Genomic DNA, 26,339 nt, shown 5'->3' with positions numbered 1-26,339 from the left:
TCATAAACTAAGAAACTTAAAATGATCAATTGTTATATCGTAGATGATGAGCCCAACAACGTGGATGTCCTGCTATATACCTTAAAAAGCAGGCATCCGGAATTGGATATTGTGGGTTGTTCATTAAGTCCGACAGATGCCATTCAGCAGCTGAATAAAGTGAAGATTGACCTCCTGTTCTTGGATATTCAGATGCCTCAATTAAATGGTTTTGAATTGCTCAATAGATTAGATCGGCGGGATTTTGAGGTTATTTTTATCACAGCCCACGATCAATACGGGATTCAGGCGGTCAAGATATCCGCCTTGGATTATCTGCTCAAACCATTGAACGATATGGAATTAGAAGCTGCTATAGCAAAAGCAAAGGAGAAGATACAGGCAAAACGAGAAAATATCAATCTGGAGAATCTACTTCAGAACTATAACAAGAAAACGTACGATCCAAAGATCGCCTTAACCATCAACAGAGAAAGCCGATTTGTTCCTGTGTCAGAGATAATCCGGTGCCGGGCCGATAACAATTACACAGAGATTTATCTGAAAGACGGCCTGCAGATCATGGTCAGCAAAACGTTAAAGGAATTCGATCTGATGCTGGAAGGATTCGGTTTTTTGCGCTGTCATCATTCCCACCTCATAAATACTAAATATATTAAGGGTATTCAGGGGCCCGGTCTGCACAAGATTATCTTAACTGACCATACTGAGGTGCCTATTTCCCGAATGAAGAAAGATCTGGTCAAAATTGTATATCCAAAATCTAAATTTCTATGAAAAAAATCTATCTAGCAATTATTGCCTTATGCCTACTTGGGCTGCTTGGTCATGCGCAAGAATCTGCAATAGCCATTACGGACAGTAAGTTTGATAACACCTATACGGAGCGCGCATATCCGATTATTCGCGGTAAAATCAACAATGCATCCGAGGAGGAGCTTAAGCAGATTACTCCCGTATTTACACTAGTGCGCCCCAAAGAACCCCTGCAGGCTAAATTAACCACTGAAATCGCAAACGATGGGACTTTTGAATTGCAATTGCCGAGCAAGTTGCCCTATCAACAAATCTGGTTTTCATTAGGCGAGTATGTGTACTCCTGTTTATACGCTAACGAGGAACTGGACCTTACCTTCGACCTTGAAAAACTCAAAAACGAAAGGGTTTATATGCTTGGAGAAGGAATGGCATTCGCTGGAAAGGACGGAGCAATAAACCGTACTTTGAATGCCTACATCTTGTACAATAAAAAACACCTGCCTGAACTATATAAGGACTTTCAAAAACTAAAACCGGAGGACAATCGGTACATGGTGAAATTAGATTCGTTATTTAATCTACAAAGAACCGTTAACTCAAATTTCTTAAAGGAAAACAGACAGGTCGCTAAGAAAATAATCGAAAGTGAAACAGAGGCCTATTACAATTCCAAAAAAATCAGTTATCTACTTTTTAAAAACGATGAACTTACGAATATAAAGGAACTACAGATTCCGATATATGCTATTACAAACGAATCGGCTGAATACATGCGCTACTTGTATTGGTATATCAACAATAAAAAACTACATACCAAGCAAGACAAACTGAGCGATAGTGTTAAATTTACAAAAATCGACTCCCTGCTACCAAATACCTATGCCGATCTTGTCAAAATGCAGGTGTCAAGCAGAGATTTACCAAGCCAGCTAGAGATCAATAAAGTACTGGAGAAATCGGTTAAGTCGAAATGGGCAACTTTGTATCTAAACGAAGAGAATAGGGAGCTGACTTCTAAAATCCTTAAAATGCAAAATCTTCTTGTAGCCAAGCAAGATGAAACGCGTAACAGCAAAATAGGGAAGTATTTAAAAAGCACGAGCTTTGAAGGTAATCTATATCTGAACGAAGCTAAATCGGGAGTAGAGCTCTTGAAGTCTATCAAAGGTGCTTTTCCGGATAAATATATCATCATGGATCTTTGGGCAACATGGTGTACACCCTGCCTATCGAATATGCCCCATAGTAAAAAGCTGCAATTGCAGGCCGATAAGGAGAAGTTGCCTGTCGTGTTTGTCTATCTATGTACAGACGGCAATTCCTCCGAAGCTCTTTGGCAGAATAAGATAGCGGAACTGGAACTCCCTGGAGAACATCTCTTTGTACAGAATACACAGATGGATGAATTACTTACCTTGTTCAACGGGGCTGGGTATCCTACTTATGCGGTTATTGACCCCAAAGGGGGCATCTATACACAGTCCATCAATTTTTTCAGAAATATCAATCTAGACAGACTTAAAAACCTGATTAAGGACTAAAAATACCCAGGCTATCAAAAAGGTAGTTGTCCAAGTAATAAAATAAAGTTGGATCTTTATAACACATGCCATAGGCAAATGTTACTTACTAAAATTTGTGGAAATATTTTAATTATATTTATGAGCATTCTGAAAAGTGTCAGAAGTTACTAATAAACGCATTATGTCATATACAGAAGATAATTTTAAGGAGTGGATATTTCTAATCGGAGAAAAAATGGACTTGTTCACCGGAGATTTTGCAAGAGAAAACAACCTAAATCTCGATTACAGCATTCACTCATTGGATGAAATTGAAAAATGGATTATCACAACCTATCCGACTATCAATCAATTGAAGGCTGACCATAAAATGCTCGACTTGTTAACCATTTATATCGGGGAAACTTTCAGAAAACATCTCGGTGGGAAATGGCACATGAATACCGAGGATCAAGAAAACGTCTATTATCTGATGCCAACACTTACGAGCCCGGAGTATAGTGGGGAGGTATACAAATCGCCGCGTACATTTGCTACCGCTTCAATTCCCAGAAAAAAAGGAAATTACATGAGCAGTATACTCAGCAACTGCTTGTAGAACACTCATTTAAAATCCTGCTTTCTGCATTGCGCCTGCCGCCTTATGCAGCCTTCGCAACATTTAAGCCCTAAACCTAACTGCCCCATCTGTCCTTTCTACACCCAATATTCCAAATCTCCCTTATCGAGCAAAAGCCGAAAAAAAGATAAAAAAATATTGTGTAGTTAAATAACTACATTTATATTTGTAGTCAAATGACTTCACATAAAACATGACGTGTTCAATTAAAATAACGTGACTTAAATATAAGCTTGAATCGTATAAGTTAGTTCGATTGCATTGCGCACGGAATTGATATAAACCACATAAACAACAAGAAGTAATAGCGTATGAAAAAACGAATTAGAATTATTTACTGGATAGCCACTATTTGGCTATGTATGGGCATGATATCCACGGCCGCTGTTCAACTATTTAGAATACAGGCCGGTGGACCCGGTACTGAGGAAAACTTACTACATTTAGGCTATCCCGCTTACATCCTTACATTTCTTGGTGTTTCGAAAGTCCTGGGTGTAATTGCACTGCTTATTCCGGGATTTGCAGTCCTGAAAGAATGGGCTTATGCAGGCATCTTCTTCACCGTTAGCGGAGCGCTATATTCGCACATCGCGTCAGGTGATGCGCTTAAGTCCATGTTGCCGTGCTTATTGTATCTTGTTCTGATAGCGACTTCGTGGTATTGCAGACCTTCAGATAGAAAAATGATGTTTAATAATAAATAGTATTAATATGAAAGTAGATTTTAAAAACGTGGCTGTAAAAGGTCTGGAGTCGTCTCCTGTTGCTGAGGCTCTGGCTGGTTTACGAGCAAATGAAGCAAGGTACTTTATGAATAAATACAACATCGAATTTCATGTCACGACAGCAGATGAAAGCACGGAAACTGTAAATTGGGTTCATCACATATTAGAGAAAGAAAGAGGCATAGTGATAGCGTCTAAACCTTTAGAAACAGCCTCCTTACAAATTGAAAACATAAAATGGGTGTTCGTATTTTACGAGAGCGGTCTTGGAATCAATGTTTTATATCCGCTGGACAATCCGAAAAAGAGAGCTGTAGGTTTTAAACTGTCTGAGGGAATGGAAATTCCGAAGGAACTGGAAAAGTTTAAGTTTGCCCGGCAAAAATCTAAATTGGCGGGAACTATTCGAGGCTCATTCTTTGTCATCAAAGGGGAATATTACCGACCTTGATGTATAAGCTGTGCACCAAATACAATTTCATGAAGAGCGGTAGCACTATTCAGATATAAGCAGTTCGAAATAATCTCTAAAGCCTCAAAAAATGCACGGCAGCTGGCAATCATTGATAAGATATTTGCCCATATACCCCAGCAAGATAGCCAACGAGGGACCAGTCTAGATCGCCATGTCAACACATAAAGTTTTATGCGTCTGCCCTTGCACCGTTGTAAATAACAGATCAGCCTGTCTTTTGCCGTTAGTAAACGCAAAAGTAATTTCAAGCAAGCGATTGGCAATTATGATATGCTTATCTTGTGCCGGCTCGGCTACCGCATCCCAGCTACCTGTCCAAAAATGACTTATATAAGCGCTGAGATCCGAATCTGGCTGTATCGTATTATAGATCATTTTTATCGCCGATAAATGGGAGGCATATAATTATCTTAAGCCATTACCGATACCATTTTTAAAACCTGTTGGCCCAAACCTTCAATTCCTTTTATTTCTACTTTATCCATCACATCAGCTGGGGACCAGCTTTTCGAAAACAATTTCCAGGCTGTATCGGGATCTATTTTTACAATGGCTTCAGCACAATCACCTTTTTCGGTGTTCAATTCCCAGCCATCTTTGGACTTGATAATATTCCATTGTCCGCCTATTGTGCCGCTGACAATTAATGAAACAATGGTCCCCGCTTTTGCCTCCACATTCCTGAACGTATGAGGCAGTGCAAACATCAACGTATGTATAAACGGATAATAGAATTCCCTGGTCATAATTCCAGGTTTGCCAACTGCATCCCGGATCTGCTGCTGATGCAGAAATTTTTCGGTATACTCTCGAGCAATATGAAACAAGTTGGGCGACTTCTGATGGCCTGCCCAGGCAACAGAAAGCAGGGCATCCTCATCTGGATCGAGTGTCTGAAGAAAAGCGGAATACTGTTTTCCTGTACTTTCCAGCAATTGGGTCAGCACAGCTGGACTTAAGCGCCTTGTAGCATTGGTCCAAATCATATTAAGGTCGTTAAGAAACGAGACCAGATCGCCAAATGTATGAATGTGCTCAGCTTGCTCTCCAAAATAATGATCCCGCGTAATAGACAATCCTCTCAGATTGCCGTCAAGAAGATGGGAAGCGACATCTTTTACCTTCCAGCGTTTGGCGACGGTCTGGGCATTCCATTCATCCGGAGTCAGGGAGCTCAACAATTCAATCAATTTCCTATCCAGGATAGGAAGTAATTTCGACGTAGACAGCAGGATTTGATCTTCCATACCTGAAATTACTAATTTTAAAAGCAATTTGAAAAACGTAAAAAGGAACCGAACTAATCTTTCCGTTTTTTTTAAGTGTTCCGAAGCCTAAACGCAAGGGGCTATTCTTAACAAGAACGACCCAAATATCCTTTCCACCAAAAAGAATGTATTAACGATATCGTGCGTGACGGATTGAACTGCTAGTGTAAAAACTATAACCGCCAATGTAGTGAGATAGATGGCTCAAAATTTCAGGGCGCTGTCCTGAATAATAAATCAGGTGGTTAATAAAGAACGAGACTGTCCGGGGGACAGCCTCGGGCAACTTATCGCTTTATATAATTATGATAAAACTCATATAACAGTTCGATATTGCCTGAACAGATCATTGGGATAGCATCTGATAATTTAGTTTCATCCCAATCCCACCATTTGATTTCTAAGAGCATTTCAATGTGCTGGTCGCAGAATCGTTTCTTAATTGGTTTCGCGGGATTTCCGCCCACAATAGTGTAAGGCGCAACATCTTTGGTAACTAACGCCCTGCTTCCGATGACTGCTCCATCTCCTATTTTCACGCCAGACATGATCATTGCCTCGCTGCCTATCCAGACATCATGCCCAACGACAGTATCGCCTGCATTCTTAAATCCGTCAATTGCTCCTCTGAAGAATTCAACCTCCGGCATATAATAAAATGGAAAACTTGATATCCAGTCATTCCGGTGCCCTTGGTTTCCGGCCATAATAAAGCTAACACCACTTCCAATTGAACAAAATGCGCCTATAATCAATCGATCAACGTCATCTCTATCTGGAAATAAATAACGAGCACAATCATCAAATGAATGCCCATGATAATAACCTGAATAATAAGAATATTTCCCCGCCACTATATTGGGGTTAGTAATGTGGTCTTTAATAATTTTGCCTTTAAAAGGACTTTCAAAAAAATTGATCATTTTAGCATATATTAAAAATTTGACAAATAAAAATCAACGGCATTCATCGATTGCCGCAAAACAAGTATATGTCATATGCTAATCAGATTTTTTCATAAGACAAATATAGCAAACACCTCTGTATTTCCAATCGGACCAGTTTCCCTAAAATTTAGGGAGACATCGTGTCTGGGCGCTAACCAAAATAGTGGTTTTGCCGCAAGGGAAGCCATTTGATCATACCATGATGACCACTGATGATCTTTTTCTCAGGTGTTACCGATGATATGCGCGCATGGCTTCTATACATATCGGTGCAACGAACAATAAAAAAAACAGGTCGGCTTCTGCATAAGCGAACCTCTCTCTGTAGAAGCCGACATATGATTATCAGATATTTTTAGGAAATTGGTCCTTCCACCAGGTGAAACGCCAATCTTCAGTCTCTTCTTCAGTCAACAAACAAGATTCCAGCTCTGCAAGATACTTTTCTTTTTCCAGATGCTGACCGATAAACACTAATTCATTTTTACGATCCTCCCATTCGGGATGCCAACGGTTTAAAAGATCAGACCGTATTTCAGCATAAATGGGGTATTGATAACGCATTTCTTCAGGCATACTGCTCCACCATACACCCGCATTCTCCAATCGGACACTTCCCCCAGCCTGACTAAAACTAATGGCGATATCGGGTCTTGACGCTAACCAGAATAGACCTTTCGCACGTAAGATATTGTGTGGATAATGATCATTCAAATAACTGTATAAGCGCTGTGGATGAAATGGACGCTGCGCGCGAAAGACAAATGACGAAATGCCATATTCCTCTGTTTCGGGAACATGATCTGCCTCCAGCTCCTTCATCCACCCCGAAGATGCCGATGCTTCGTCAAAATCAAAAATACCAGTTCCCATAATTTCTCTTGGATCGACTTGCCCAAATTGGGCACGAATAAGCTTGGCCCCAGGATTAAGCTTATGAAGAGCCGCCTCTAAAGTACCTATCGTTTCCTCCGATACAAGATCTGCCTTGTTTAGGACGATAACATTCGCGAATTCGATTTGATCGGTCAATAAATTTACGATTGTCCGATTATCACCTTCATCATCAGCCAATTCCCTATCCAATAAAGTATCTGCGCTACCGAAATCTCTCGAAAAATTGAAACAATCCACTACTGTCACCATCGTATCGATATAGCTGAATGAGGAAAGGTCGATATGATTATTAGGATCAGCATAACTGAACGTTTGAGCTACTGGAATCGGCTCCGAGATACCCGTACTTTCAATTAAGAGATAATCAAACCGATCTTCTCTGGCCAAACGCTCAACCTCCACCATGAGATCTTCTCTTAACGTGCAACATATGCATCCATTGCTCATTTCAACAAGTTTCTCCTCAGTCCGGGAAAGAACATTCTCACGCTCAACTGACTGAGCATCGATATTCACTTCACTCATATCATTGACAATTACGGCAACCTTCTTCCCTGCCTTGTTGTGCAGCACATGATTCAGCAAGGTTGTTTTACCCGCACCCAAAAAGCCACTTAAAACGGTGACCGGTAGTTTTCTTTCCATTTTGTTGAAAATTAAATTCTAACTTTTTTCTCTTTTATACTCAGTACAATCTTTAGCCAGCCCGTTCTATTCCATGTCCGGAGGCACATTGCTGTGTTTCCAGCCTTCGAAGTTTTTTAGGAATCATGCTCACTGTCTTTTTGCTTGAAAACAAAATTAGGTAGAATAATTTATAAAAGCAATTTAGTTGCATTTATAAATTCAAGTCTTTGTTTAAATAAGAACTCGCATAGCGCTGTGCCTTCCAGAGGGAAATTGGGATCTGAAGCTTCAGTTAATTGAAGTACGATTTTGACTAAAGTCAACAACTTTATCGTAATATTTGCTGCATATTTGATACTACAGAACAGTAAGAGATGAAAGAACTACTTTTGCAGCTAATACGGAAAAGAGTATCGTTAACGGAAGATCAATTAGCGGAGATCCTGACCTATTTCGAACCACAGTCAATAAAGAAGAATAAGCATCTGCTCGAAGAGGGGGCTATTGCTGACCGTCTTTTCTTTGTTAACAAAGGCTGCCTTCGTCTTTATTTTCGTAATGACGAGTTATCTACTGCAACTCGTTTTATGGCTTTTGAACAGACCTTCTTAACGTCTATCGTCAGCTTTATCTCCAGACAGCCGGCGACAGAATTTATTCAGGCGGTAGAAGATAGTGAGGTGCTCAGCATTAGTCACAACGACTTCACCTTTCTAAGATCCCATATACCGGGATGGGACAAATTTTATATCTACATCCTGGAGTACGGACTCACAGTCATAAATAATAAGCTCAGTAGTTTACTAACCCAGACCGCTAAAAAACGATATCAAGATCTACTTAAAAATAATCCTGAACTGACACAGCGGCTGTCCAATGCAAACCTGGCTGCTTATCTGGCCATATCTCCTGAAACACTCAGTAGGCTGAAATCTAATATTTAAATTATACAATGAGAAGTGACGAAGTAAAAAAAGGTTATCAACGTACCCCACACAGAGCACTGCTACGGGCAACAGGTCTGACAGACAGCGATTTTTGCAAGCCGTTTATTGGTGTAGCGAATTCATTTATCGAAATTATCCCGGGCCACTATTTTCTGAATAAGGTAGCCGAGATTATTAAAGAAGAGATCAGGGCCAATGATTGTGTCCCCTTTGAATTCAACACCATCGGTATAGACGATGGGATTGCTATGGGGCATGATGGGATGCTCTATTCGCTGCCCAGCCGCGAACTAATTGCCAATTCTATCGAAAGTGTCATGAATGCACATAAGTTGGATGCAATGATAGCTATTCCAAACTGTGATAAGATCGTACCAGGAATGATCATGGGGGCACTTCGGGTAGATGTACCTACTATTTTCGTCAGTGGTGGCCCGATGCGAAAAGGATACAGCAAAGATGGCACAGCAATAGACTTGGCCACGGCTTTTGAAGCGGTCGGCAAACATGAAGCTGGTATTATCAACGAGGAGCAGCTTAAAGACATCGAGTGTAATGCATGCCCAAGCGGAGGTAGCTGCTCAGGTATGTTTACGGCAAACTCTATGAACACATTAATGGAAGCAATGGGTGTTGCACTCCCCGGAAACGGTACCATACTGGCGCTTACACCCGAGCGCGCGAACCTATACCGGCAGGCGGCAAGAAGAATCTGCGAGATCGCTAAAGACAGCGAACTATCGAAACAATTCAAGCTGAAAAATATAATCAACGAAAGAGCTATACAGAACGCTTTTGCCGTAGATATGGCCATGGGGGGAAGTACCAATACTGTGCTTCATATGCTCGCCATAGCACATGAAGCGAATGTTGATTTCCAGCTCAGCGATATCAACGTCATTTCTCAACAAGTATCGCACATTGCCAAAATATCACCAAGCTTAAGTACGGTGCATATGGAGGATATTCATCGGGCAGGTGGAGTAAATGCCGTGATGAAGGAGATGACAAAACGGAACAACCATGTGCTCCTTGATCATATAACAATTACGGGCCAGACCTTGTTCGAAAAGATCGCCCATGCGCAGATCAAAGACACGAAGGTCATCCATACTATTGACAATCCATATAGTCACGTCGGGGGGCTGGCTATTCTTTATGGCAACCTGGCCGAGCAGGGAGCCGTTGTAAAATCTGCCGGAATAGCCGGAGACAGAAAATTTAGTGGAACTGCAGTCTGTTATAACGGTCAGGACGAAGCCGTCACTGGGATTTTGGCAGGGGAAATTAAAGCGGGGAATGTTGTGGTGATTCGCTACGAAGGCCCTAAAGGTGGCCCCGGCATGCAAGAGATGCTGACTCCAACAAGTCTGCTTATGGGAATGGGACTTGGCAGTTCAGTCGCGCTGATAACGGATGGTCGATTTAGCGGCGCCACACGTGGAGCATCAATAGGTCATGTTTCTCCTGAAGCGGCCGAAGGAGGAATGATCGGCTTATTAGAAAATGGAGACTTAATCCATATCGATATAGATAAACATCTTCTCTCAGCCGATCTCAGTGAAGAAGAGATTCAGTTGCGCAGAAAAAAATTCACTCCGATCAGAAAGAAGCTGAATTCCAAATGGCTAAGTCAATATCGTCAGCTGGTCGGCAACGCAAGTAGTGGCGCCATATTAAAGTGTGATGAATGATAAAATTCCTGCAATTCGTCATGTATTTGATGATAAATAAGTAATTTTAGAAAAATGAAAACAAGGTGCCAAAATTCATAAAGACGATCAGTGAGTATCACCGTTACCGCGGACTAACTCAACCATATCATCCTATGATCAGTGTGGTAGATTATAATGATATTCGGTCATTGCCAGAGGAGGACTTCGATAGGCTGATCCTTGATTTTTATGCTGTATCTCTTAAGCGAACAAAAAACGCCAAGATAATATATGGCCAGCAACGATGCGACTTTGATTCAGGTGTTTTGTTTTTCATAGCTCCACGGCAGGTTTTCACGATCCAGTCCATCGGAAATTCCCAACCCCAACACACGGGATGGCTGTTACTTATTCATCCGGATTTTCTATGGAATACACATCTGGCTTCTGCTATCGGAAAGTATGACTTCTTTGAGTACGAAGTCAATGAAGCATTATTTTTATCCGACAGCGAAGAGAGTGTTCTGACGGGGATTATTAAATATATTGACCTTGAGTGCCGGACCAATCTGGATAGATTCAGTCAGAATATCATCATAGCCCAGATTGAGACTCTGCTGCGTTATTCGGAACGGTTTTACCAACGACAGTTTATCACGCGAAAAATAGGTAATCATGAAATCCTGGGACGTATGGAAAGAATCTTGAACGAGTATATCCTTAATAACGCGGTCAGAGAAGGCCTCCCCACTGTCCATTTTATAGCTGAAGCACTTTCAATGTCACCTGGGTATCTGAGCGGAGTACTGAAGTCAGTTACCGGAGAATCTACACAACAGCATATCCACAATAAACTGATTGCTGTCGCGAAAGAAAAATTGACCACCACAACCCTTACAGTTAGCGAAATAGCTTATGAATTGGGGTTTGAACATCCACAGGGCTTTAGTAAACTGTTTAAACACAAAACAAATGTCACTCCAATGGCATTTCGGCGTTCCTTCATAATAGGCGTAGATCAAGAATATCAAAAATGAACGTCCTAGCACTCACCGCCAACACTGATCTGGCAACTTATTATCTCACCAACAGACACTAAACTTGATCCCTCTAACGGAGCAGCTGCTACACGAAATGGAGTTTAAAGGGGAAGATATTCAGCATGATTCGAATTGCCCGTTTTATTTATTAGGCGACTTCTGTGCTAAACGCACCTGGAATATTCTGCCTGTACTGTTGTGTGGCTTTGCTCTAAACGTGATATTAATCGATTCTTTATTCTTTGTCCATGCTGCTGGAATCGGGTACACCACATCGAAAAACTTACTTTGCTCCCATCGCTTTACAATATCCTCGGAGGCTAGCACTTGCCCGTCCACCAGAATATCAAACTTTTTGTTACCCGATTCGTATCCCCAATATCTAACTATCAGTTCCAACGGTTGTTTATTTACGGTACGGAACTCAAAAGATAGTGTTCCACCTTCCGGAGTCTGACGCCACGATTCGCCCTGATGAACTCCTTTACTTAGATTCTCTCCCTTCAAAAGATGATCTATTTCTGGCTGTTGCTCCCCAAGCGTAATCATATCGGCAGTCCGCTGATCCAATGCGACCTTTTCTTGTTCTTTGGTTGCCATTTCTTTTTGAAGTGTATTGAACTTAGCTTCGGTCATTGAAAGCCAATACATCATATATCGGCTATCGTGAATTTGATAAAAGGGTTGCAGCAATAAGTTATGGACATTGCCATGAATCAACGAAGAGGGTAGTTTATAATGTAATGAATCTCCGTCAACTGCCTGTGCTTGGTTTAATCTACTAATAAGTTGTTCACGCTCTCCAATTAAAATCGGAGTGTCGAACAACGAAACAAGCGGACCACTTGCGATATGTCCCCAACGATGATCTCCAGCAACCAAGCCATCCAAATGATCGGTTCCAACTTTAGCTCCCATTAATATAGGCCCGCGAAACAAAGCAATGTAGTCTGGATTAAAAGGTAATTGTTCGAAATGAAATCTCAGTTTACTATGCATATTGATGACATCACCATTTTGCCATAGACGATCAATCACAACATACTCTCCCGGTCCGGCATCTTTAGCATAGTTGCGACCACTTATGGTAAGGTTAAATTCCCCCTTTTTGAGCCAAAGCGGGTAACGTACAAGAACTTTGAGCCTTAGTGATTTATCGGTTTTTATAGTCAGCTCTCCATCCCCTGATGTCGGAAAGTTAGTCTGCTGGGTAATTTTCAGTTTCTTCTCTTTCCAGTTTAGCTCAGAAGGAATGAACAAATTGATGAAAAGACTGTCACCCTGATGACTATAGATCATTTCTCCATATTTGCCATGATTCTCCATTCCTGTGCCCACACAGCACCACATCGCACTATTAACCTTAGAGTATACTCTATAGTGTGCAGGCCTAGCCGACGTAAAATACACATAACCTCCGTGCTCAGGATGTTGTGTCGATAAGATATGGTTATATAGTGCACGTTCATAATAATCCATTAACTTGGCTTCGGGCTTCATCCTAAACAGTCCTTCGGTCAATTTTAACATGTTATTCGTATTGCACGATTCTGGCCCTTCACGTTCTTCCATGTAGCTTAAAAAATCTCTCTGAGAAGGAAAATGTTCCCGTCTACTATTTCCTCCATTAGCGAGAGTGCGGTATCCAACGACCGTCTCCCAGAAAAAATGTGCTGCAGTATTATAATCTGCATCGCCGCTGACCTCAGCGACACGCTGATATCCCACTGCTTTTGGAACTTGTGTATTGGCGTGCTTATTATCCAAATTATCTTTACGGACACGCATGCTATCGAATAGCTCGCGGTGTGAAAAGCGTTTTGCTACTTCTAAATAACGTGGATCACTGGTCATTTGGAAGGCATCGGCATATACTTCGTTTATTCCACCAAACTCGTTCGACAACATAGCCTCCATCTGTCTGTCGTCAAGATTGCTGATCAGCTGCGCCCCCCAGTTACATAATTTCAAAAACATATTTTTTGCTTGTTCATTCCCTGCATATAACCAAGCATCACGAAGGCCGGCATATGTTTTATGTAGATTGTACCAAGGAACCCAATATCGTCCCACAATGTCCACATTTCCATGTTTAACTTCATTCCATATCCGTTTTCCGTCTGGAACCCCTCCAACATATCCATTACCGTGCTCCTCCTGACATCTATTCAATTCATTGAGCATATATTCCATCCGTTCTTTCAACCGCAAATCGCCAGTAGCTGCGTAATGTATCGCCAACGCAGATAGATAATGTCCACCAACATGGCCATCGAGGTCAATCCAATTTGGAAAACTGTTCGTTTTTGCCGGAATCCCTGCCTCCTTTAAAAATGGAGCCAATAATCGGTCTGCGTCATATTGTAGAAGCGTGTTTACATTGAGATCTTGTGCGTGTTTAAAAGGTCCTTCTAAAAGTTTGACGTCCTGCAGCGGAAAGTTATGCTTGTACAACCGCTCTTGAGCAACTGCACCGCTATAGGAAAGTAACAGCAAAAAAAATAGGTGAAAGTAAGGTCTGATGTTAAAATTGATGTGCATTTCTATATTTTATAATTGGTATTTTTATCATATACTGATCAATAACAGGAAATTTTAAAACTTGTTGGGGCCATCTAAATAAACATAATTTTATCAATGATGGAAGGTAAAATTAGAGATTTGCATCAGAATAAACATGTCTTTATGTTACTTTTAGCTTATCATTTGTTACATCATATCGAACAATAATAATCCTGTGTTTCATTGATCGGCTGGTATAGCATGAGCCAATGACTGAAGGGCTATAGCTACAATACAGGCATATCATGGTGGATCTTGATAATAGGTGTTATGGCTGCGCTTATTACCCTTTTAACCATTAGCTTGCAATCCACCAACAGCTTTGTCAAACCCGATAGCCAGCCTGCAGAACGAGTAAATGGAACACAAATATTAGGATAGTTCTTTGGTATTCTGTATTTTTGCGATATGGTTAAAACGAATAAATCGGATATAGCATAATAAACACGATATCTTACTGTATATCGTGTCCTATCAATTTCTCGGATGATCCAATTCGGGAGTAATTCTTATTATCTTATTTTTTAGACAGGCTAGGCAAAAAACAAACGTTTTTACCTAGCGCCAAAACATGCTTTAACATGATTAAAAAGAATGTTACAAATCTGCACGAATTCGATTTTAACCTCTGCAAATACGGCTGGAACAACAAGTTAGATCAACTTAAACTCAGTTTAGGATTTCAATCGCTTCCCCATGGCCGTATTGCGGCCGTACATAAGACCTGTTATGACGTCGTATCCGACAACGGCATACTTCGCTGTGAACTGACTGGTAATATGTTATATGCAAAATCAGAGTATGAGCTGCCCTGTACAGGTGATTGGGTAATCTTTCAACAATTTGAGGAGAACAGGGGAATCATCATCGACATGCTTCCGCGGGAGCGCGTTCTGGAGCGTAAGAGAAATGGCTCTTTAGCAGACAGGCAAGCGCTTGCTTCTTACATTGATAAGGCTTTTATTGTACAAAGTCTCGATGTAAACTTCAATATTCGAAGAGCAGAACGTTTTATGATACAGATTATTGAGGCCGATATCCAGCCAGTACTGGTGCTAAATAAGGCTGATCTAACCTTTGATCAGGAACGAGTAAAAAGCGCTGTTCGACATCTGCAACAACGTATGCCGATGTTCATGACCAGTATCTATCAACCTCACACAATTGCTCATCTGCAAGAGTATATCTCGGAAGGGGAAACTATCGTAGTCGTAGGCTCTTCCGGTGTAGGAAAAAGTTCACTGGTCAATACCTTATGCGGAAAAGCAACGCTTCTCACCTCAGAAATAAGCAAATCTACAGGAAAAGGGCGGCACACGTCAACACGGCGGGAGATGGTGGAAATGGAAGGAGGAGGCATCTTGGTGGATACCCCAGGGGTACGTGAATTTGGGCTCACCATCGACAATCGTGAAGCGCTGACAAATGCACTTGAACTCTCCGACTACGCAGGGATATGTCGTTTTAAGGACTGTACACATCTCAACGAACCTGGTTGCGCTGTTCTTGAAGCAGTTGATAACGGTAGCTTGGATCCAAAGATATACCAAAGCTTTCTCAAGCTAGAACGGGAAATAAATCATTTTACCGCATCGGAACATGAAAAGAGAAAAAAGAAAAGAGCTTTATCGAAACTAGTCAAAGAGGTGAAGAAACAACAAGGATTGCGTTAGGCCTTCAACCCTCACGCCCAGGTACAATGTATCTGGGCTTTTAGAATCTATTATTTACAAAGGTAAATTTGCCCTTGGTTAATGTAATGGCCACTTTATGCTCATACGGAAGTAAAGGGTCAGCGGTAATATGTCAGCCGACATCAATGAACGGACAATCTCCTTCAAAAATTAATTTGAACATTTGAAAGTATTAGGACTTTATACCTCATTTGATTTTTGTCAGGGCAGTGCCTTTATGTGCAGCGATATGATCCGTTTTACTGCTTTTGATTTCATACTGAGGGTCATCTTCGGTTGCATGATGAGTGTATCCCTTATAATCAAAATCTGCTGTATGTACTCTAATGATCGTTCCACTGACCCTGCCCCCTTCAGAATTCCAGCTTACTTTATCTCCAATTTTAAATTTTGGTTTCATGTAATCAAGTTTAATCATGAATGTTATCGTCTGAATAATATACTTTTCTATCGATGACGTTGGCAGGAGAAGTATATGGATGTTCTTCTGATTTACCGGTCGCCATGATGTGTAAAACCGTCCAGCCCTTTGCTTTTAAGTAATCGGAGACCAGAGCCCGATGACAACGCCACCAAACAGCTTCTGAACACATATAGGCGGTAACATTGTCACTTGCGATGTCAATCAAACGGGATATCGCATCTCTAAATTCATCCGTTTCCATATAAGCTGCATAATTGCGAAAAGAAGTATTTCTCCAGCGGCTGTTAGTGTAGCCCGGAGTTCGGTTTCGTCGGCCGCCAAGACCCTCCAGATGGTTATAGTCTATTTTAAATTTGCGAAGAGCCAATTTCAAATTTTCTTTATCAAACTGCGGGAATTTTTTTGATCCTGGAAAGCGTCTTATATCAACCACATGGTTTATGTGGAAAGACTGGAGCATATGAACAAAGTCCTCCAAGCTGTGAGTCGAATGCCCAATTGTATAAATAATATGTCCACGCTGAATTTCCATACCCAAACTATCTTGCTTTGTCGTAACAAACCGTCATACTCCCGTCTCGCCCCATTCCTTCCTGTTACTCATTTCCTCTTCAAAAGCAATGCCACAGACATACCGAAATATAGTATCAGTTCTTAACAAAAGCAGGCATTCGTCAGCTTTCTGAAATACAGTACGCGTTAGCTCAGATAAGATATCGGTCAAAATCAGTTCCTATCCATCTCGATTGCAGAAAGAAAAGAAACATGGTATCCTCTGATCGATATCAGATTAAGTATTGTTGCCTCATCTCGCCGTTTTGTTCGAAACGTCATCGTCAACAATTTGTCCTGCAGATCTGCAGAAACATATTTTAGATCAGCGATGTGCCTGTTTAGATAGGAAATTATTTCTAACCTTTTTGCTAAAACCTGGGCTGACACAGAGAAAACAAGTAAATAGGATTTCATAATATTTTCTATATATAATAATAAAGGCGTCCTATATGTGATAATCGAAGTCCTCTTCTAAAGTGGCTATAGAACAAAACAAATATACTACTTTTTGACTAAAAACAAATTAAAGTCAAAAATAAAAAAAGTTCGGGCTTTCGGCATTCAATAAGAGTAAGGATCATAACTTTTTCAACAATGGCATACCAAAGCCCGGAGACGAGGAAGGAATAAGTTTACCGTTATTTATCTCATATCCAGAGAAATCCACATCGTCGGAAGTACTGGTTACCCCTTCGATGGTAATGGTATTCCCAAGTCCTCCAGCCAAATGTGCAGTATAATAGCTCTTGAGGAGTGAACCCCAGGCATGAGGGGATGCCTGGGCTCCCAGTTGTATGAGCTCAGGCATCAGTCTTCTCCAATTCGTAAACCCAAGACCTTCAATATCTGTAAGATGTACATCCAAAAGCTTCATTTCAAAAAGCATCTTCAACAAGTTCTGATCAGGATCTGCTTCGCCATCAGCTAGCAGAGTACCTATGCCTTCGGTTTTTAAGTAGGCCCTAAGTTTTTGGTAGTCAGTGATTGTTTCATGAAACGGTTCTTCTATCCAAAAAAGATTTACTGTCGGAATACCTTTTAAATACTGCAGGAATTGGTCTAGGGTAAATCCGTTATTCCCGTCAACTAAAATCCTACAGTCAGGAAATGCCTCAGCCACGGCATTTGTTACCTCAATATCACGTTGTAAGCCTTCTTTGAAAGACATCCATTTATGTCCCCTTCCAATTTTTAACTTGAACTGCCTATACCCTACGCCGTAGTCATAGCGACACTCTTCGAGTATACGGTCGATACCGCGAGGCCTATCTGATGGTTCCAAATCATCGAAGTAGATCATTCCACTATAATAATCGGTGATAAACGGCTGCTTACGCCCTAGCATTTCGTAAACGGGTTGTTGTAAAATTACTCCGGCAAGATCATGGAGTGCCATATCGAAGGGCATGTGAATGTCCCTCAGAGTGCCCATCTGGGTCGAAAACAGATCAGATACTTTTTTCCCAATCAAATCTCCGGAAATATGTTCAGCATCACGTTTGGATCCTCGAATCGAAGCCCAGCCCATTGCTCCTTTATCGGTCCTTATGCAGCATATTTCCACATTCGGACCATACCCATGAAGGTCTAGACGGGCATTCTTTCCTACAAGTCTTGGATAATTCATTTGTACAGATGAGAATTTAATATCCTTTATCCTGTGATAGGAAAGTTCCTTGTCTTTATCTCCGACACCGAGCAAGGAAGATAATGCCTTTCCGTGTATGTAATTGTTGGATAGGGTCGCGGATGCAATGCCCAAGTTCAGGGCGTGAAGAAATGCTCTTCTTTTCATATTGGTTTATTTAGTTATTCTCGTTTAACACTCAGACGTATGTTTTCCGTTTCGGAGCGGAAATGCTTTAATTGACCGTCTGACCTTATTTCATTACGCGAAAGGATACTGGACATTCAGGCTCCTCGCTTAGGCAAGATAAGTGATTTCTAGGTTTTTATATCGACAGGCTGTCTCATTAATATTACAATTTGTATCAACATATTCTGTGATCCGCCTGCTCGTCACAAGAGATTGTGGCCATGCCTTGCCAGCGTTGAAAAGGTACTTCCGGACCAACAAACAAAAATCACAGACCGTTCTGGAATATACCTGCAATATATAGATAAAAAGAGGCCACCATTCAACCCCGCCGCCTATTTTGCTCACGGCAATGTGGCGCGTAGTGACACTCTTAAGGAAATCATGGGGTAAAATGATTTTATCAATAAATAGCTATGCTAATCTGAAATTTCTGCGTGATATAGATCGGAGAATATTTGCGACAGTTTTGACGGTTCTTCCCTCCATGCTCTGTACATGTCCTGTCCCATTTCGTCGGGTATAATATCAAAACTCTCCTGCCCTATTGCTTCCAATATTTTTACAGCGACGGTATCCGGAGACGGCATCTTCCAATCACTCCCTTGGTTCATATCGGTATCGATAGCTCCGGGGTTGACGGCGTATACCAGAACGCCATGCCTCGCCAGTTCGATCCTTACAGATTGTGTCGCAGAAAAGAGGGCAGCTTTTGAAGCAGCATATCCCGCAATAGATGGTAACGGTGAATAAGCTGCAATCGAAACAATATTGATTAACATCGACGGTTTATTTGTTTTCAAAATCGGCGCAAATGCACGCATCATCTTTATGGTTCCAAAAAAATTCACCTGTAGATCATTTTCCATACCGTCCAGGTCTCCCTCTAAGATGTTTCCAGCGTTTAGCCCTCCTGCATTATTAATAAGGATCTCCGTATCCTGAGCTCTGGCTGCTGCCAAGGCTACCTGTTGGTCATCGGTAATGTCCAAGGGTAAAACAGTTATACGATTATCGTCAAATGCTGGCATTTTACTGATGTCCCTGCATGCGGCATATATTTTTCCCACTCCAATGTTTAATAGCGTCTGAACAAGCGATCTGCCTATACCTCTGTTTGCTCCTGTGACCAGGATAACTTTGTCTTTAAAATTATGTATCATGTCTTATCTTTTAGCTAATACAAAACTAGCTCGAAGGAAGGTAACATAAAATCCGAAACTTGCGGTATGGAACAATTTTACAAATACGATAACTATACAAATCTGGAACCGGCGAACCTACGAATATTTCTGTTTTAGTAAAATATCGAATAGCTGGCTGTATCTAAACACTTAAGGATATGTTAAATTTACAGGATTAACACTTTTTAACCTCATTATATGGTAGCTTAGCGATTATTATAATTAATCAACCGCAAATGCCCTTTTTAGATCACGTTCTACAAGTTCCTACCTACGGATGGAAAGACAACAATGGAAATCTCGTAAAGCCAAGTAAAAAACAAATTGTTAAGGAATTCTTCAAACGCCTCAATATCATCAAAGACAGACGAAATTGGTTGCCATTTTTTAGTTGGGCTAAAGTCATTTGCCTCGTTCCTTTTTTTATTGTTTTCCTGAGATATCACTTTAATTGGTGGACGGTGCTTGCGGCATTCGTCTACAGTATGATCGTAATGGGAACTCACGGAACAATATGGCATCATCGATTTGCCACGCATGGAGCATTTAAATTTCGTAACCGATTCTGGCGCTTCTTCACACAGAATCTGACTATCAACGTAATTCCCGAAGAGATCTATGTGATATCCCATCATGTACACCATGCCAAATCAGATCAGCCAGGCGACCCCTATAATGCACAAGCTGGCTTTTTATACTGTTTCTTAGCGGACGTAAATCATCAGCCCATTGCAAAGAACCTAACGGAGAAATCTTACAACCGTGTCAAGCGCCTCATGCAACATACGGGGGTAACTGGTAATAGCTATGCACAATATCAAAAGTGGGGCTCTTACGTAAGGCCTTCTTTTGCCATTTGGTCATGGATATTGAATTGGACATTCTGGTATATCATATTTTACTTGATCGGCGGCCATGCTCTTGCCTGTACACTATTTGGCGCCGCTGGATTTTGGGCTGTTGGTGTGCGGACATTCAACTATGAGGGCCACGCAAAAGGACAGGATAAACAACGTGAAGGTATTGACTTCAATGATAAAGATAAATCTATAAATCAGCTCTGGCCCGGAATCGTGGCGGGTGAATGGCACAACAATCATCACTTATACCCTAAAAGCGCAAGAAGCGGCTTTAAACCCTACCAGATCGATCTCGCGTGGTGCTATATAAAAGTCATGCATAAACTTGGCGCTGTAAGGAGCTATCGGGATGACAAAAAAAGATTTGACGAGCAGTATCGTATTCCTTTCTTAAAATCCAAGACTTAAAATTCCTAACCTGCTTTTCTAGAGTTGAAAACTGCTTAGGATAAGTAACGGAAAAACCGCTTACTTATATTCGGCCGAATCGATTAAACGGTCGGGAAAAAGATGAGTCAAAATAATAACGTAATATTTCGTTCATTTTGCGTATTAAGAGCTTGAACGCATTTTAGTCCGCTAATGTTTTTCGTATTAATATTATAGCAATACGTTATGGCAAATCTCTACCTCGACAATAAAGGAACGGTATCCATGCTTAAAGCAATGCTTACTGAAATTCACACTGGAATTGTATGCACTACAGCACACACAGAAGATTTTCCAGACATAGAATCGATGAAAACCAAAGATGTTGATCAACAGGGCAACATTTGGTATATGTTTTCTTCGGAAAGTCCGGCTTATAAAAACTTGCAGCATAACAATAACGTAACATTGATTTATACGCTACCGATCAAGTCACAGCTGGTGCGGATAATAGGTAAGGGTGAAATCAGTAGAAGTGTATCCAAGATCTATCAGTATTGGTCAAACAGTGATGAGAAACAGTTTGAACAAGGAAGAGACGATCCCAGGATAAGGCTATTAAAAATTAATATCGAATCCTCACAATGTCTGAAATTCAGCTCAAACAGTATTATCAGTATCTTAAAACTGCTCGGCAGGGCTATTGGGGGACGTGATACCGATCCTGCTGCTTAATAAAAAAATAGGCCGGCATTAACCGTTTGATTTCTTTTCCATTGCCAGTCGGGCGGCAAGCTCTTCGTGTGCAGTGAGATCTAACCGAAGCGGGGTTATTGAAACGAGGCCATGCTCAACCGCCCATCGGTCAGTTCCCTCTTCGGCTCGCTCGAGGGGCACGACCGTAATCCAATAATGTTTCCTTCCCATGGGATCTTGGCCCGGCACAACATTACCGTCATATAAGCGCACGGATTGCCTTGTCCAGCACAATCCATTTGGTCTGGGCGGGAAATTAACATTGTAAAGTGAAGGTCCTTTGTCGCTTAGCAAGATTTCCAGAACATCGGTAGTCCATGAGGTGAGTCCCTCAAAATCAGGCTCCGTCTTGCCAACGGGTGTACTCAAAGCAATCCCTGTGATACCTAAAAGCATCGCCTGTTTGGCTGCTGCAAGTGTTCCCGAATGCCACATGGAGTTACCAAGATTTGGCCCCATATTGATACCGGACAGAACGACCTGAGTATCTGGATACATATGCAAACCTAATGCGACACAGTCTGCTGGTGTTCCGTTGACGCGATGAGCATCGATACCCTCGAAAGTAATGGGTGAACTTCGGTAGCTCAAAGGTCTAGAATGTGTTATAGCATGTCCCATAGACGACTGCTCGACATCCGGTGCGACTATCCTGACTGTACCAAACTGTTTAGCCGTTTTTGCCAATGCGGCTATTCCAGGAGAATATATGCCATCGTCGTTGGTAATTAATATATTCATATTTGTCTCTTTTCTTAGAAAACCAATCTCGTGCACAGATTGTTCAGCTGATATGAAAGAACAGGGCAAAACCGTAAGGCTAGTGCACAATCCAGCGGCGGGTAAGGAAGACAATGATGATGGAGATGAGCTAAGCCATCTTATTAAACAACACGGGTACCGTTGCAAAGCAGTGCTTAAAAAAGACGCAGTAAAAAATATGTCAGCACAAACCGATCTAATTGCCGTGGCAGGCGGAGATGGAACAATAAGATTGACGATCTTAGGGCTTCTGGAAAAAAAACTTCGTTTTAAAAGACCCATTGCTATCCTTCCCCAAGGTACAGCGAACAACATTGCACTTTCTTTGGGCATCCCTTTGGACAACAAACTAGCCATCGATTTATGGAAACATGCACAACTCAAAAAATTTGATGTGGGAATGGTGTTGGGCCTAGACAAAAAACCACTACATTTTATAGAATCAATCGGTTTTGGGGTGTTTCCGATGCTCATCGAGAAAATGAGCAACAAAAAACTTATCCATGCTACAAAAGAAGAGGAAATAAAAATGGCGCTCGAAGAGCTTCGCAGAATAGCTGAAGTATTTCCTGCTGAAACGCTGAAACTAATCACAAGGTCCAATGTGATTGAAGAAGAATGCATAATGGTCGAGGTAATGAATATCGCACGAATGGGACCTCGCTTGGCGCTCTCGCCTGATTCCGACCCAGGCGATGGACAATTTGAAGTAATTATCGTAACTAACGAGCATCGCCAGAAGCTGATCGATTTTATCGATGAAGTATTAGAGGGAAACAATCCTATATTTCCGATAAAGTCAATCAGGACGAATCGACTCGTGCTGAAATCGAAGGGAAAAGTAATGCATATTGATGACGAACTAACCAGCTACTCCGGCCAGAATATTACGATATCATTGCTGGACAGCTTAATTGAATTTATTGTAAAATGAGCCGCTTACGTTATAGGTTTAGTATTTGAAACGACTTTGTTATTCCAAATGGCATATCGGTTACGTATTTATCCTAGCAAGTATAGTATACAGCTTCTCCGGCTCAACCGGCTTGAAGAGCCAGTTATCTACACCTAAAGAATTACAAAGTGAGGCCACATCTTTTTCTTGTTTATCGAATATTGCGATAATCGGTTGCACATAATTTTGATTAAAAATCTTCTCGCGAATCTTTCTTATGGTTTCAATTCCACTCATTATGGGAAGTTCATTATCTATTATAATACAACCAAATTGGCGCCCCCGCATCAACATCTGCAATACTTCAAACCCATTTCTGACCTGTGTGAATTCAATTTTCTTGGAAGTAAGCATTTGAGTTAAGGAATTTCGAACCAATTCATCTTCAGCAACGACAAGCACCTCTTTGATTTTAGTCAGCACAGACCAATTGTTGGTTTCCCATACAGCGGGTACTTTAATGTCGAAAAAAAAACGGCTACCAACGCCCACTTTACTGTTGAGCTGCAGCTCACTACCCATCATTTTAAGGAGCCGATTTGAGATAGTCAGTCCCAAACCGGTCCCGCCGTACCGTTTGGTCATCGACGTATCCTCTTGGGAAAAAGCTTCAAATATTCTCATCTGCTTCTCTTCTTTGATTCCTATACCGGTATCTTGAACACTGAAACGCAATACCGCATGTTCAGGCCCCATAGACAGTACATTGATTATCAGTTGAATTTCTCCCTTTTCAGTAAACTTCATGGCGTTGCTCAGCAGATTCATCAAGACCTGCTTGAGGCGAAGCCCGTCTATCTCTACGTAATGAGGAGCTTTAGGATCGATGTCTAAATGAAATTCCAAATTCTTAGCTTTAATCTGAACATTAAAAAAACTCTCCAGCTGAATGATAATCTCGTGAAGATCAGTTTGTTCGATATCCAGCTCCAACTTCCCCGCTTCAATTTTGGAGAAATCAAGAATATCGTTTATGATACTGAGTAGAAGGTTAGCGGACTGATCAACGATAGATAGGTACTCACGTTGAGTATCGTCTAATGCAGTCCGAGTTAATAAATCAGTAAACCCAACGATTCCATTAAGCGGTGTTCGAATCTCATGGCTCATATTAGCTAAAAATTCTGATTTTGCGGCACTAGCCTGTTCAGCTAATGTCTTTGCTTTTTCAAGTTCTTCACGCTGATGAATAATCTTACTAATATCTGTTGCGACCCCCAGATAACCAACAACTTTGTTTTCAATATCACGAATGATAGTCACGGCCAACGAAACAAATAGTAGCGTTCCATCCTTCCTTACATATGTCCATTCGCGCTGTTCCGCTCCGTAGAGTTCCGCAGTTTCCACAAACACCCGGAAACCCGTCACAGGATATCCCAACTCCTGTTGCAGCTCTTGTGCTCTCCATGTCAGTTCGCGCTCCAGATGAAAATGGATTGGCGTTAATTTGCCTATCATTTCTTCACTATCGTACCCTAATAGATTTTCAGCTCCCTTGTTAAATAATGTTATTATACCATCGGTATTTGTAGCAATAATAGCTACTGCAGAAGTGGCCTCCAATACATCTTCGAAAAGCTTTTTTGAATTTGAGGATTCTGCTTCCATTCGTTTCCGTTTGTCGATATCCTGAAACGTGCCATAAAGACGTATGCACGTACCATCCTCAAAGTCGGCATTTCCAAGGGCACGTACCCAAAGCTCTCTTCCTTTAAAAGTTACAATTTCGAGCTCAAGATCCCAAGGCTGCCCATTGGCAATAGCTCGTTCAATAGCTTGAAGAAGATTATTTCTATGCATTCCTTCTTTATAGAAATTCAGCGCCGTGGTGAAATCTGGCTCATAATCCTTCGGCACCTCGTGAATCTCCTTGGTGATCTCGGACCAAATGATTTTCCCATCCTTAATCGAATACTCCCAACCTCCGACGCGTGCGACGCGCCCTGTGCGTGTCAACAGAGCTTGTACATGCTTGAGATCCTTCTCCAGAAAATGCTGTTCGGTTATATCTACAGCATTACCGATCACATAGGGTTTCTTGCTTCCGTTCGTTTGAAGTATGTTGTTAAACATCCAAATACGCAGCTCCCCAGTACTTGTCATCGTGCGCATTTCCCCTTTAACAATTTCGTTTTTGACGATTTCTTCCAAGTATTTTTTCAAGTTATCGTGCCCCTCGCCTGGCACGATATCGAAAAGAGACAGCTTTTCTATTTCAGTTTTGCTATAGCCCAAAATTCTGGCGCCCGCCTCATTCACAGTAATAAAATTACCTTCTAGGTCATGCGTACACATGAGGCTCTGAGAATTATCAAAGAACGCTTTTAGCTTCTGTTCACTTTCTTTATACTTTTCTCTCTCTTTTCTATTGACAATCAATGCAACGGCCTCGTCCCGCAATAGTGACAGGATATGTTTTTGGGTTTCATCAAGCTGTCGGGGAATACGGTCGATAACACAGAGCGCACCCAAAGCATATCCATTGGGATCAATCAAAGGAATCCCGGCATAATAACGGATATGAGGGTCAGCGATAACAAGCAAATTGGATTTAAATCTTTCGTCTTTTTTGGCATCTTCTACTTCCATGAGCCGGTCGTTAGCCAATGCATATTGGCAAAATGATAAATCACGCGGAGTCTCTTTGACATCAAGCCCTACACGAGATTTAAACCACTGGCTATCTTTATCTACCAATGATAGGAGTGAAATAGGGGTTCCACACACTAACGAGGCAATCCGGGTTATCCGGTCAAACTCTTCTTCGCTTGCAGTATGAAGAATTTCATATTCATGCAATGCACGAATTCGTTCAGATTCATATGTTGAGGAGGATTTTGCGCTCATAAGAAGTCTATAAAGGTATATTATACTTCTTGGAACAATTCCTCACGCAGAATTGTTTACAAGTGCA

General features: G+C 41.3%; 24 protein-coding genes. 12 read left to right on the top strand and 12 right to left on the bottom strand.

Translation table 11 applies throughout. From position 1 onward, the window contains the following. Positions 1-21 precede the first annotated feature (21 nt). The 5 genes from K7A41_RS21205 to K7A41_RS21185 all read left to right on the top strand — a co-directional run bounded on the left by K7A41_RS21205 (position 22) and on the right by K7A41_RS21185 (position 4,080). Positions 22-777: a LytR/AlgR family response regulator transcription factor gene (locus K7A41_RS21205; protein ID WP_265715406.1), complete on the top strand. Its 756-nt coding sequence runs from the start codon at positions 22-24 to the stop codon at positions 775-777. Further along, positions 774-2,300, top strand: a complete 1,527-nt coding sequence (locus K7A41_RS21200; protein WP_265715404.1) for a TlpA family protein disulfide reductase — start codon at positions 774-776, stop codon at positions 2,298-2,300. The genes K7A41_RS21205 and K7A41_RS21200 overlap by 4 nt, the downstream gene beginning before the upstream one ends. Before the next feature lie 163 nt (positions 2,301-2,463). After that, positions 2,464-2,880, top strand: coding sequence for a hypothetical protein (locus K7A41_RS21195; RefSeq protein ID WP_265715403.1), 417 nt, complete (start codon positions 2,464-2,466; stop codon positions 2,878-2,880). Between the two features lie 332 nt (positions 2,881-3,212). Next, entirely contained in the window at positions 3,213-3,608 is a 396-nt protein-coding gene (locus K7A41_RS21190) for a DoxX family protein (protein ID WP_265715402.1), read from the top strand. A gap of 7 nt (positions 3,609-3,615) precedes the next feature. Next, complete coding sequence (locus K7A41_RS21185) at positions 3,616-4,080, top strand: hypothetical protein (RefSeq protein WP_265715401.1); 465 nt, start codon at positions 3,616-3,618, stop codon at positions 4,078-4,080. Here K7A41_RS21185 and K7A41_RS23810 read toward each other — a convergent pair. From K7A41_RS23810 to K7A41_RS21165, 5 genes are all read right to left on the bottom strand, one after another. Beyond that, entirely contained in the window at positions 4,068-4,265 is a 198-nt protein-coding gene (locus K7A41_RS23810) for a DUF4386 family protein (protein WP_398455801.1), read from the bottom strand. The genes K7A41_RS21185 and K7A41_RS23810 overlap by 13 nt on opposite strands. Continuing rightward, positions 4,246-4,479, bottom strand: a complete 234-nt coding sequence (locus K7A41_RS21180) for a DUF6597 domain-containing transcriptional factor (protein ID WP_265715400.1) — start codon at positions 4,477-4,479, stop codon at positions 4,246-4,248. Before K7A41_RS21180 ends, K7A41_RS23810 begins: the two co-directional genes overlap by 20 nt. 35 nt (positions 4,480-4,514) lie before the next feature. Continuing rightward, a complete protein-coding gene (locus K7A41_RS21175) occupies positions 4,515-5,351 on the bottom strand; it encodes a maleylpyruvate isomerase family mycothiol-dependent enzyme (RefSeq protein ID WP_265715399.1) in 837 nt (278 codons plus the stop codon). A gap of 308 nt (positions 5,352-5,659) precedes the next feature. Continuing rightward, positions 5,660-6,295 (bottom strand): type B chloramphenicol O-acetyltransferase, encoded by a 636-nt coding sequence (gene catB, locus K7A41_RS21170; protein WP_265715398.1) that lies wholly within the window; start codon positions 6,293-6,295, stop codon positions 5,660-5,662. A gap of 369 nt (positions 6,296-6,664) precedes the next feature. Further along, on the bottom strand, positions 6,665-7,861 hold the full coding sequence (locus K7A41_RS21165; RefSeq protein ID WP_028070169.1) for a GTP-binding protein: 1,197 nt from the start codon (positions 7,859-7,861) through the stop codon (positions 6,665-6,667). Positions 7,862-8,217: 356 nt separating this feature from the next. Between K7A41_RS21165 and K7A41_RS21160 the strand changes: the two genes are divergently transcribed. The 3 genes from K7A41_RS21160 (at position 8,218) to K7A41_RS21150 (ending at position 11,482) form a co-directional block, all read left to right on the top strand. Further along, positions 8,218-8,787, top strand: a complete 570-nt coding sequence (locus tag K7A41_RS21160; RefSeq protein WP_265715397.1) for a Crp/Fnr family transcriptional regulator — start codon at positions 8,218-8,220, stop codon at positions 8,785-8,787. A gap of 8 nt (positions 8,788-8,795) precedes the next feature. Then, complete coding sequence (ilvD, locus tag K7A41_RS21155; RefSeq protein ID WP_265715395.1) at positions 8,796-10,484, top strand: dihydroxy-acid dehydratase; 1,689 nt, start codon at positions 8,796-8,798, stop codon at positions 10,482-10,484. A 65-nt stretch (positions 10,485-10,549) separates the two neighbouring features. Then, positions 10,550-11,482 carry a helix-turn-helix domain-containing protein gene (locus K7A41_RS21150; RefSeq protein WP_265715394.1) on the top strand — a complete coding sequence of 311 codons (933 nt, stop codon included), beginning with the start codon at positions 10,550-10,552 and terminating at the stop codon, positions 11,480-11,482. Between the two features lie 144 nt (positions 11,483-11,626). Here K7A41_RS21150 and K7A41_RS21145 read toward each other — a convergent pair whose 3' ends face one another. After that, positions 11,627-14,026 carry a beta-L-arabinofuranosidase domain-containing protein gene (locus K7A41_RS21145; protein ID WP_265715392.1) on the bottom strand — a complete coding sequence of 800 codons (2,400 nt, stop codon included), beginning with the start codon at positions 14,024-14,026 and terminating at the stop codon, positions 11,627-11,629. A gap of 602 nt (positions 14,027-14,628) precedes the next feature. On the opposite strand from K7A41_RS21145, the gene rsgA reads away from it, so the two are divergent. Continuing rightward, entirely contained in the window at positions 14,629-15,720 is a 1,092-nt protein-coding gene (gene rsgA, locus K7A41_RS21140) for a ribosome small subunit-dependent GTPase A (protein ID WP_265715391.1), read from the top strand. Positions 15,721-15,928: 208 nt separating this feature from the next. Here rsgA and K7A41_RS21135 read toward each other — a convergent pair whose 3' ends face one another. The 4 genes from K7A41_RS21135 to K7A41_RS21120 form a co-directional block, all read right to left on the bottom strand. Further along, positions 15,929-16,141: a DUF2945 domain-containing protein gene (locus K7A41_RS21135; protein ID WP_028070163.1), complete on the bottom strand. Its 213-nt coding sequence runs from the start codon at positions 16,139-16,141 to the stop codon at positions 15,929-15,931. 10 nt (positions 16,142-16,151) lie between these two features. Next, complete coding sequence (locus K7A41_RS21130; RefSeq protein ID WP_265715390.1) at positions 16,152-16,697, bottom strand: DUF488 family protein; 546 nt, start codon at positions 16,695-16,697, stop codon at positions 16,152-16,154. A 600-nt stretch (positions 16,698-17,297) separates the two neighbouring features. Further along, positions 17,298-18,347 (bottom strand): enolase C-terminal domain-like protein, encoded by a 1,050-nt coding sequence (locus tag K7A41_RS21125; RefSeq protein WP_265715388.1) that lies wholly within the window; start codon positions 18,345-18,347, stop codon positions 17,298-17,300. A gap of 608 nt (positions 18,348-18,955) precedes the next feature. Continuing rightward, entirely contained in the window at positions 18,956-19,699 is a 744-nt protein-coding gene (locus K7A41_RS21120; RefSeq protein ID WP_265715387.1) for an SDR family NAD(P)-dependent oxidoreductase, read from the bottom strand. Between the two features lie 257 nt (positions 19,700-19,956). Between K7A41_RS21120 and K7A41_RS21115 the strand changes: the two genes are divergently transcribed. Both K7A41_RS21115 and K7A41_RS21110 read left to right on the top strand, forming a co-directional pair. Next, complete coding sequence (locus K7A41_RS21115) at positions 19,957-20,988, top strand: fatty acid desaturase (protein ID WP_028070158.1); 1,032 nt, start codon at positions 19,957-19,959, stop codon at positions 20,986-20,988. A gap of 207 nt (positions 20,989-21,195) precedes the next feature. Further along, a complete protein-coding gene (locus K7A41_RS21110) occupies positions 21,196-21,684 on the top strand; it encodes a pyridoxamine 5'-phosphate oxidase family protein (RefSeq protein WP_265715386.1) in 489 nt (162 codons plus the stop codon). Positions 21,685-21,702: 18 nt separating this feature from the next. On the opposite strand, the gene surE is transcribed toward K7A41_RS21110, so the two are convergent. Beyond that, positions 21,703-22,446, bottom strand: coding sequence for a 5'/3'-nucleotidase SurE (surE, locus tag K7A41_RS21105; RefSeq protein WP_265715385.1), 744 nt, complete (start codon positions 22,444-22,446; stop codon positions 21,703-21,705). Between the two features lie 52 nt (positions 22,447-22,498). Here surE and K7A41_RS21100 point away from each other — a divergent pair, with 52 nt between their 5' ends. After that, positions 22,499-23,401, top strand: coding sequence for a diacylglycerol/lipid kinase family protein (locus tag K7A41_RS21100; protein ID WP_265715383.1), 903 nt, complete (start codon positions 22,499-22,501; stop codon positions 23,399-23,401). Positions 23,402-23,461: 60 nt separating this feature from the next. On the opposite strand, the gene K7A41_RS21095 is transcribed toward K7A41_RS21100, so the two are convergent. Then, a complete protein-coding gene (locus tag K7A41_RS21095; protein ID WP_265715382.1) occupies positions 23,462-26,272 on the bottom strand; it encodes a PAS domain S-box protein in 2,811 nt (936 codons plus the stop codon). Positions 26,273-26,339 lie beyond the last annotated feature (67 nt).

It is taken from the genome of Sphingobacterium sp. InxBP1 (genome assembly GCF_026191775.1).
GTDB classification, from domain to species: domain Bacteria; phylum Bacteroidota; class Bacteroidia; order Sphingobacteriales; family Sphingobacteriaceae; genus Sphingobacterium; species Sphingobacterium thalpophilum.
Note: the sequence above shows the minus strand (reverse complement) of the source record. Positions and strands in the feature narration are given on the sequence as shown.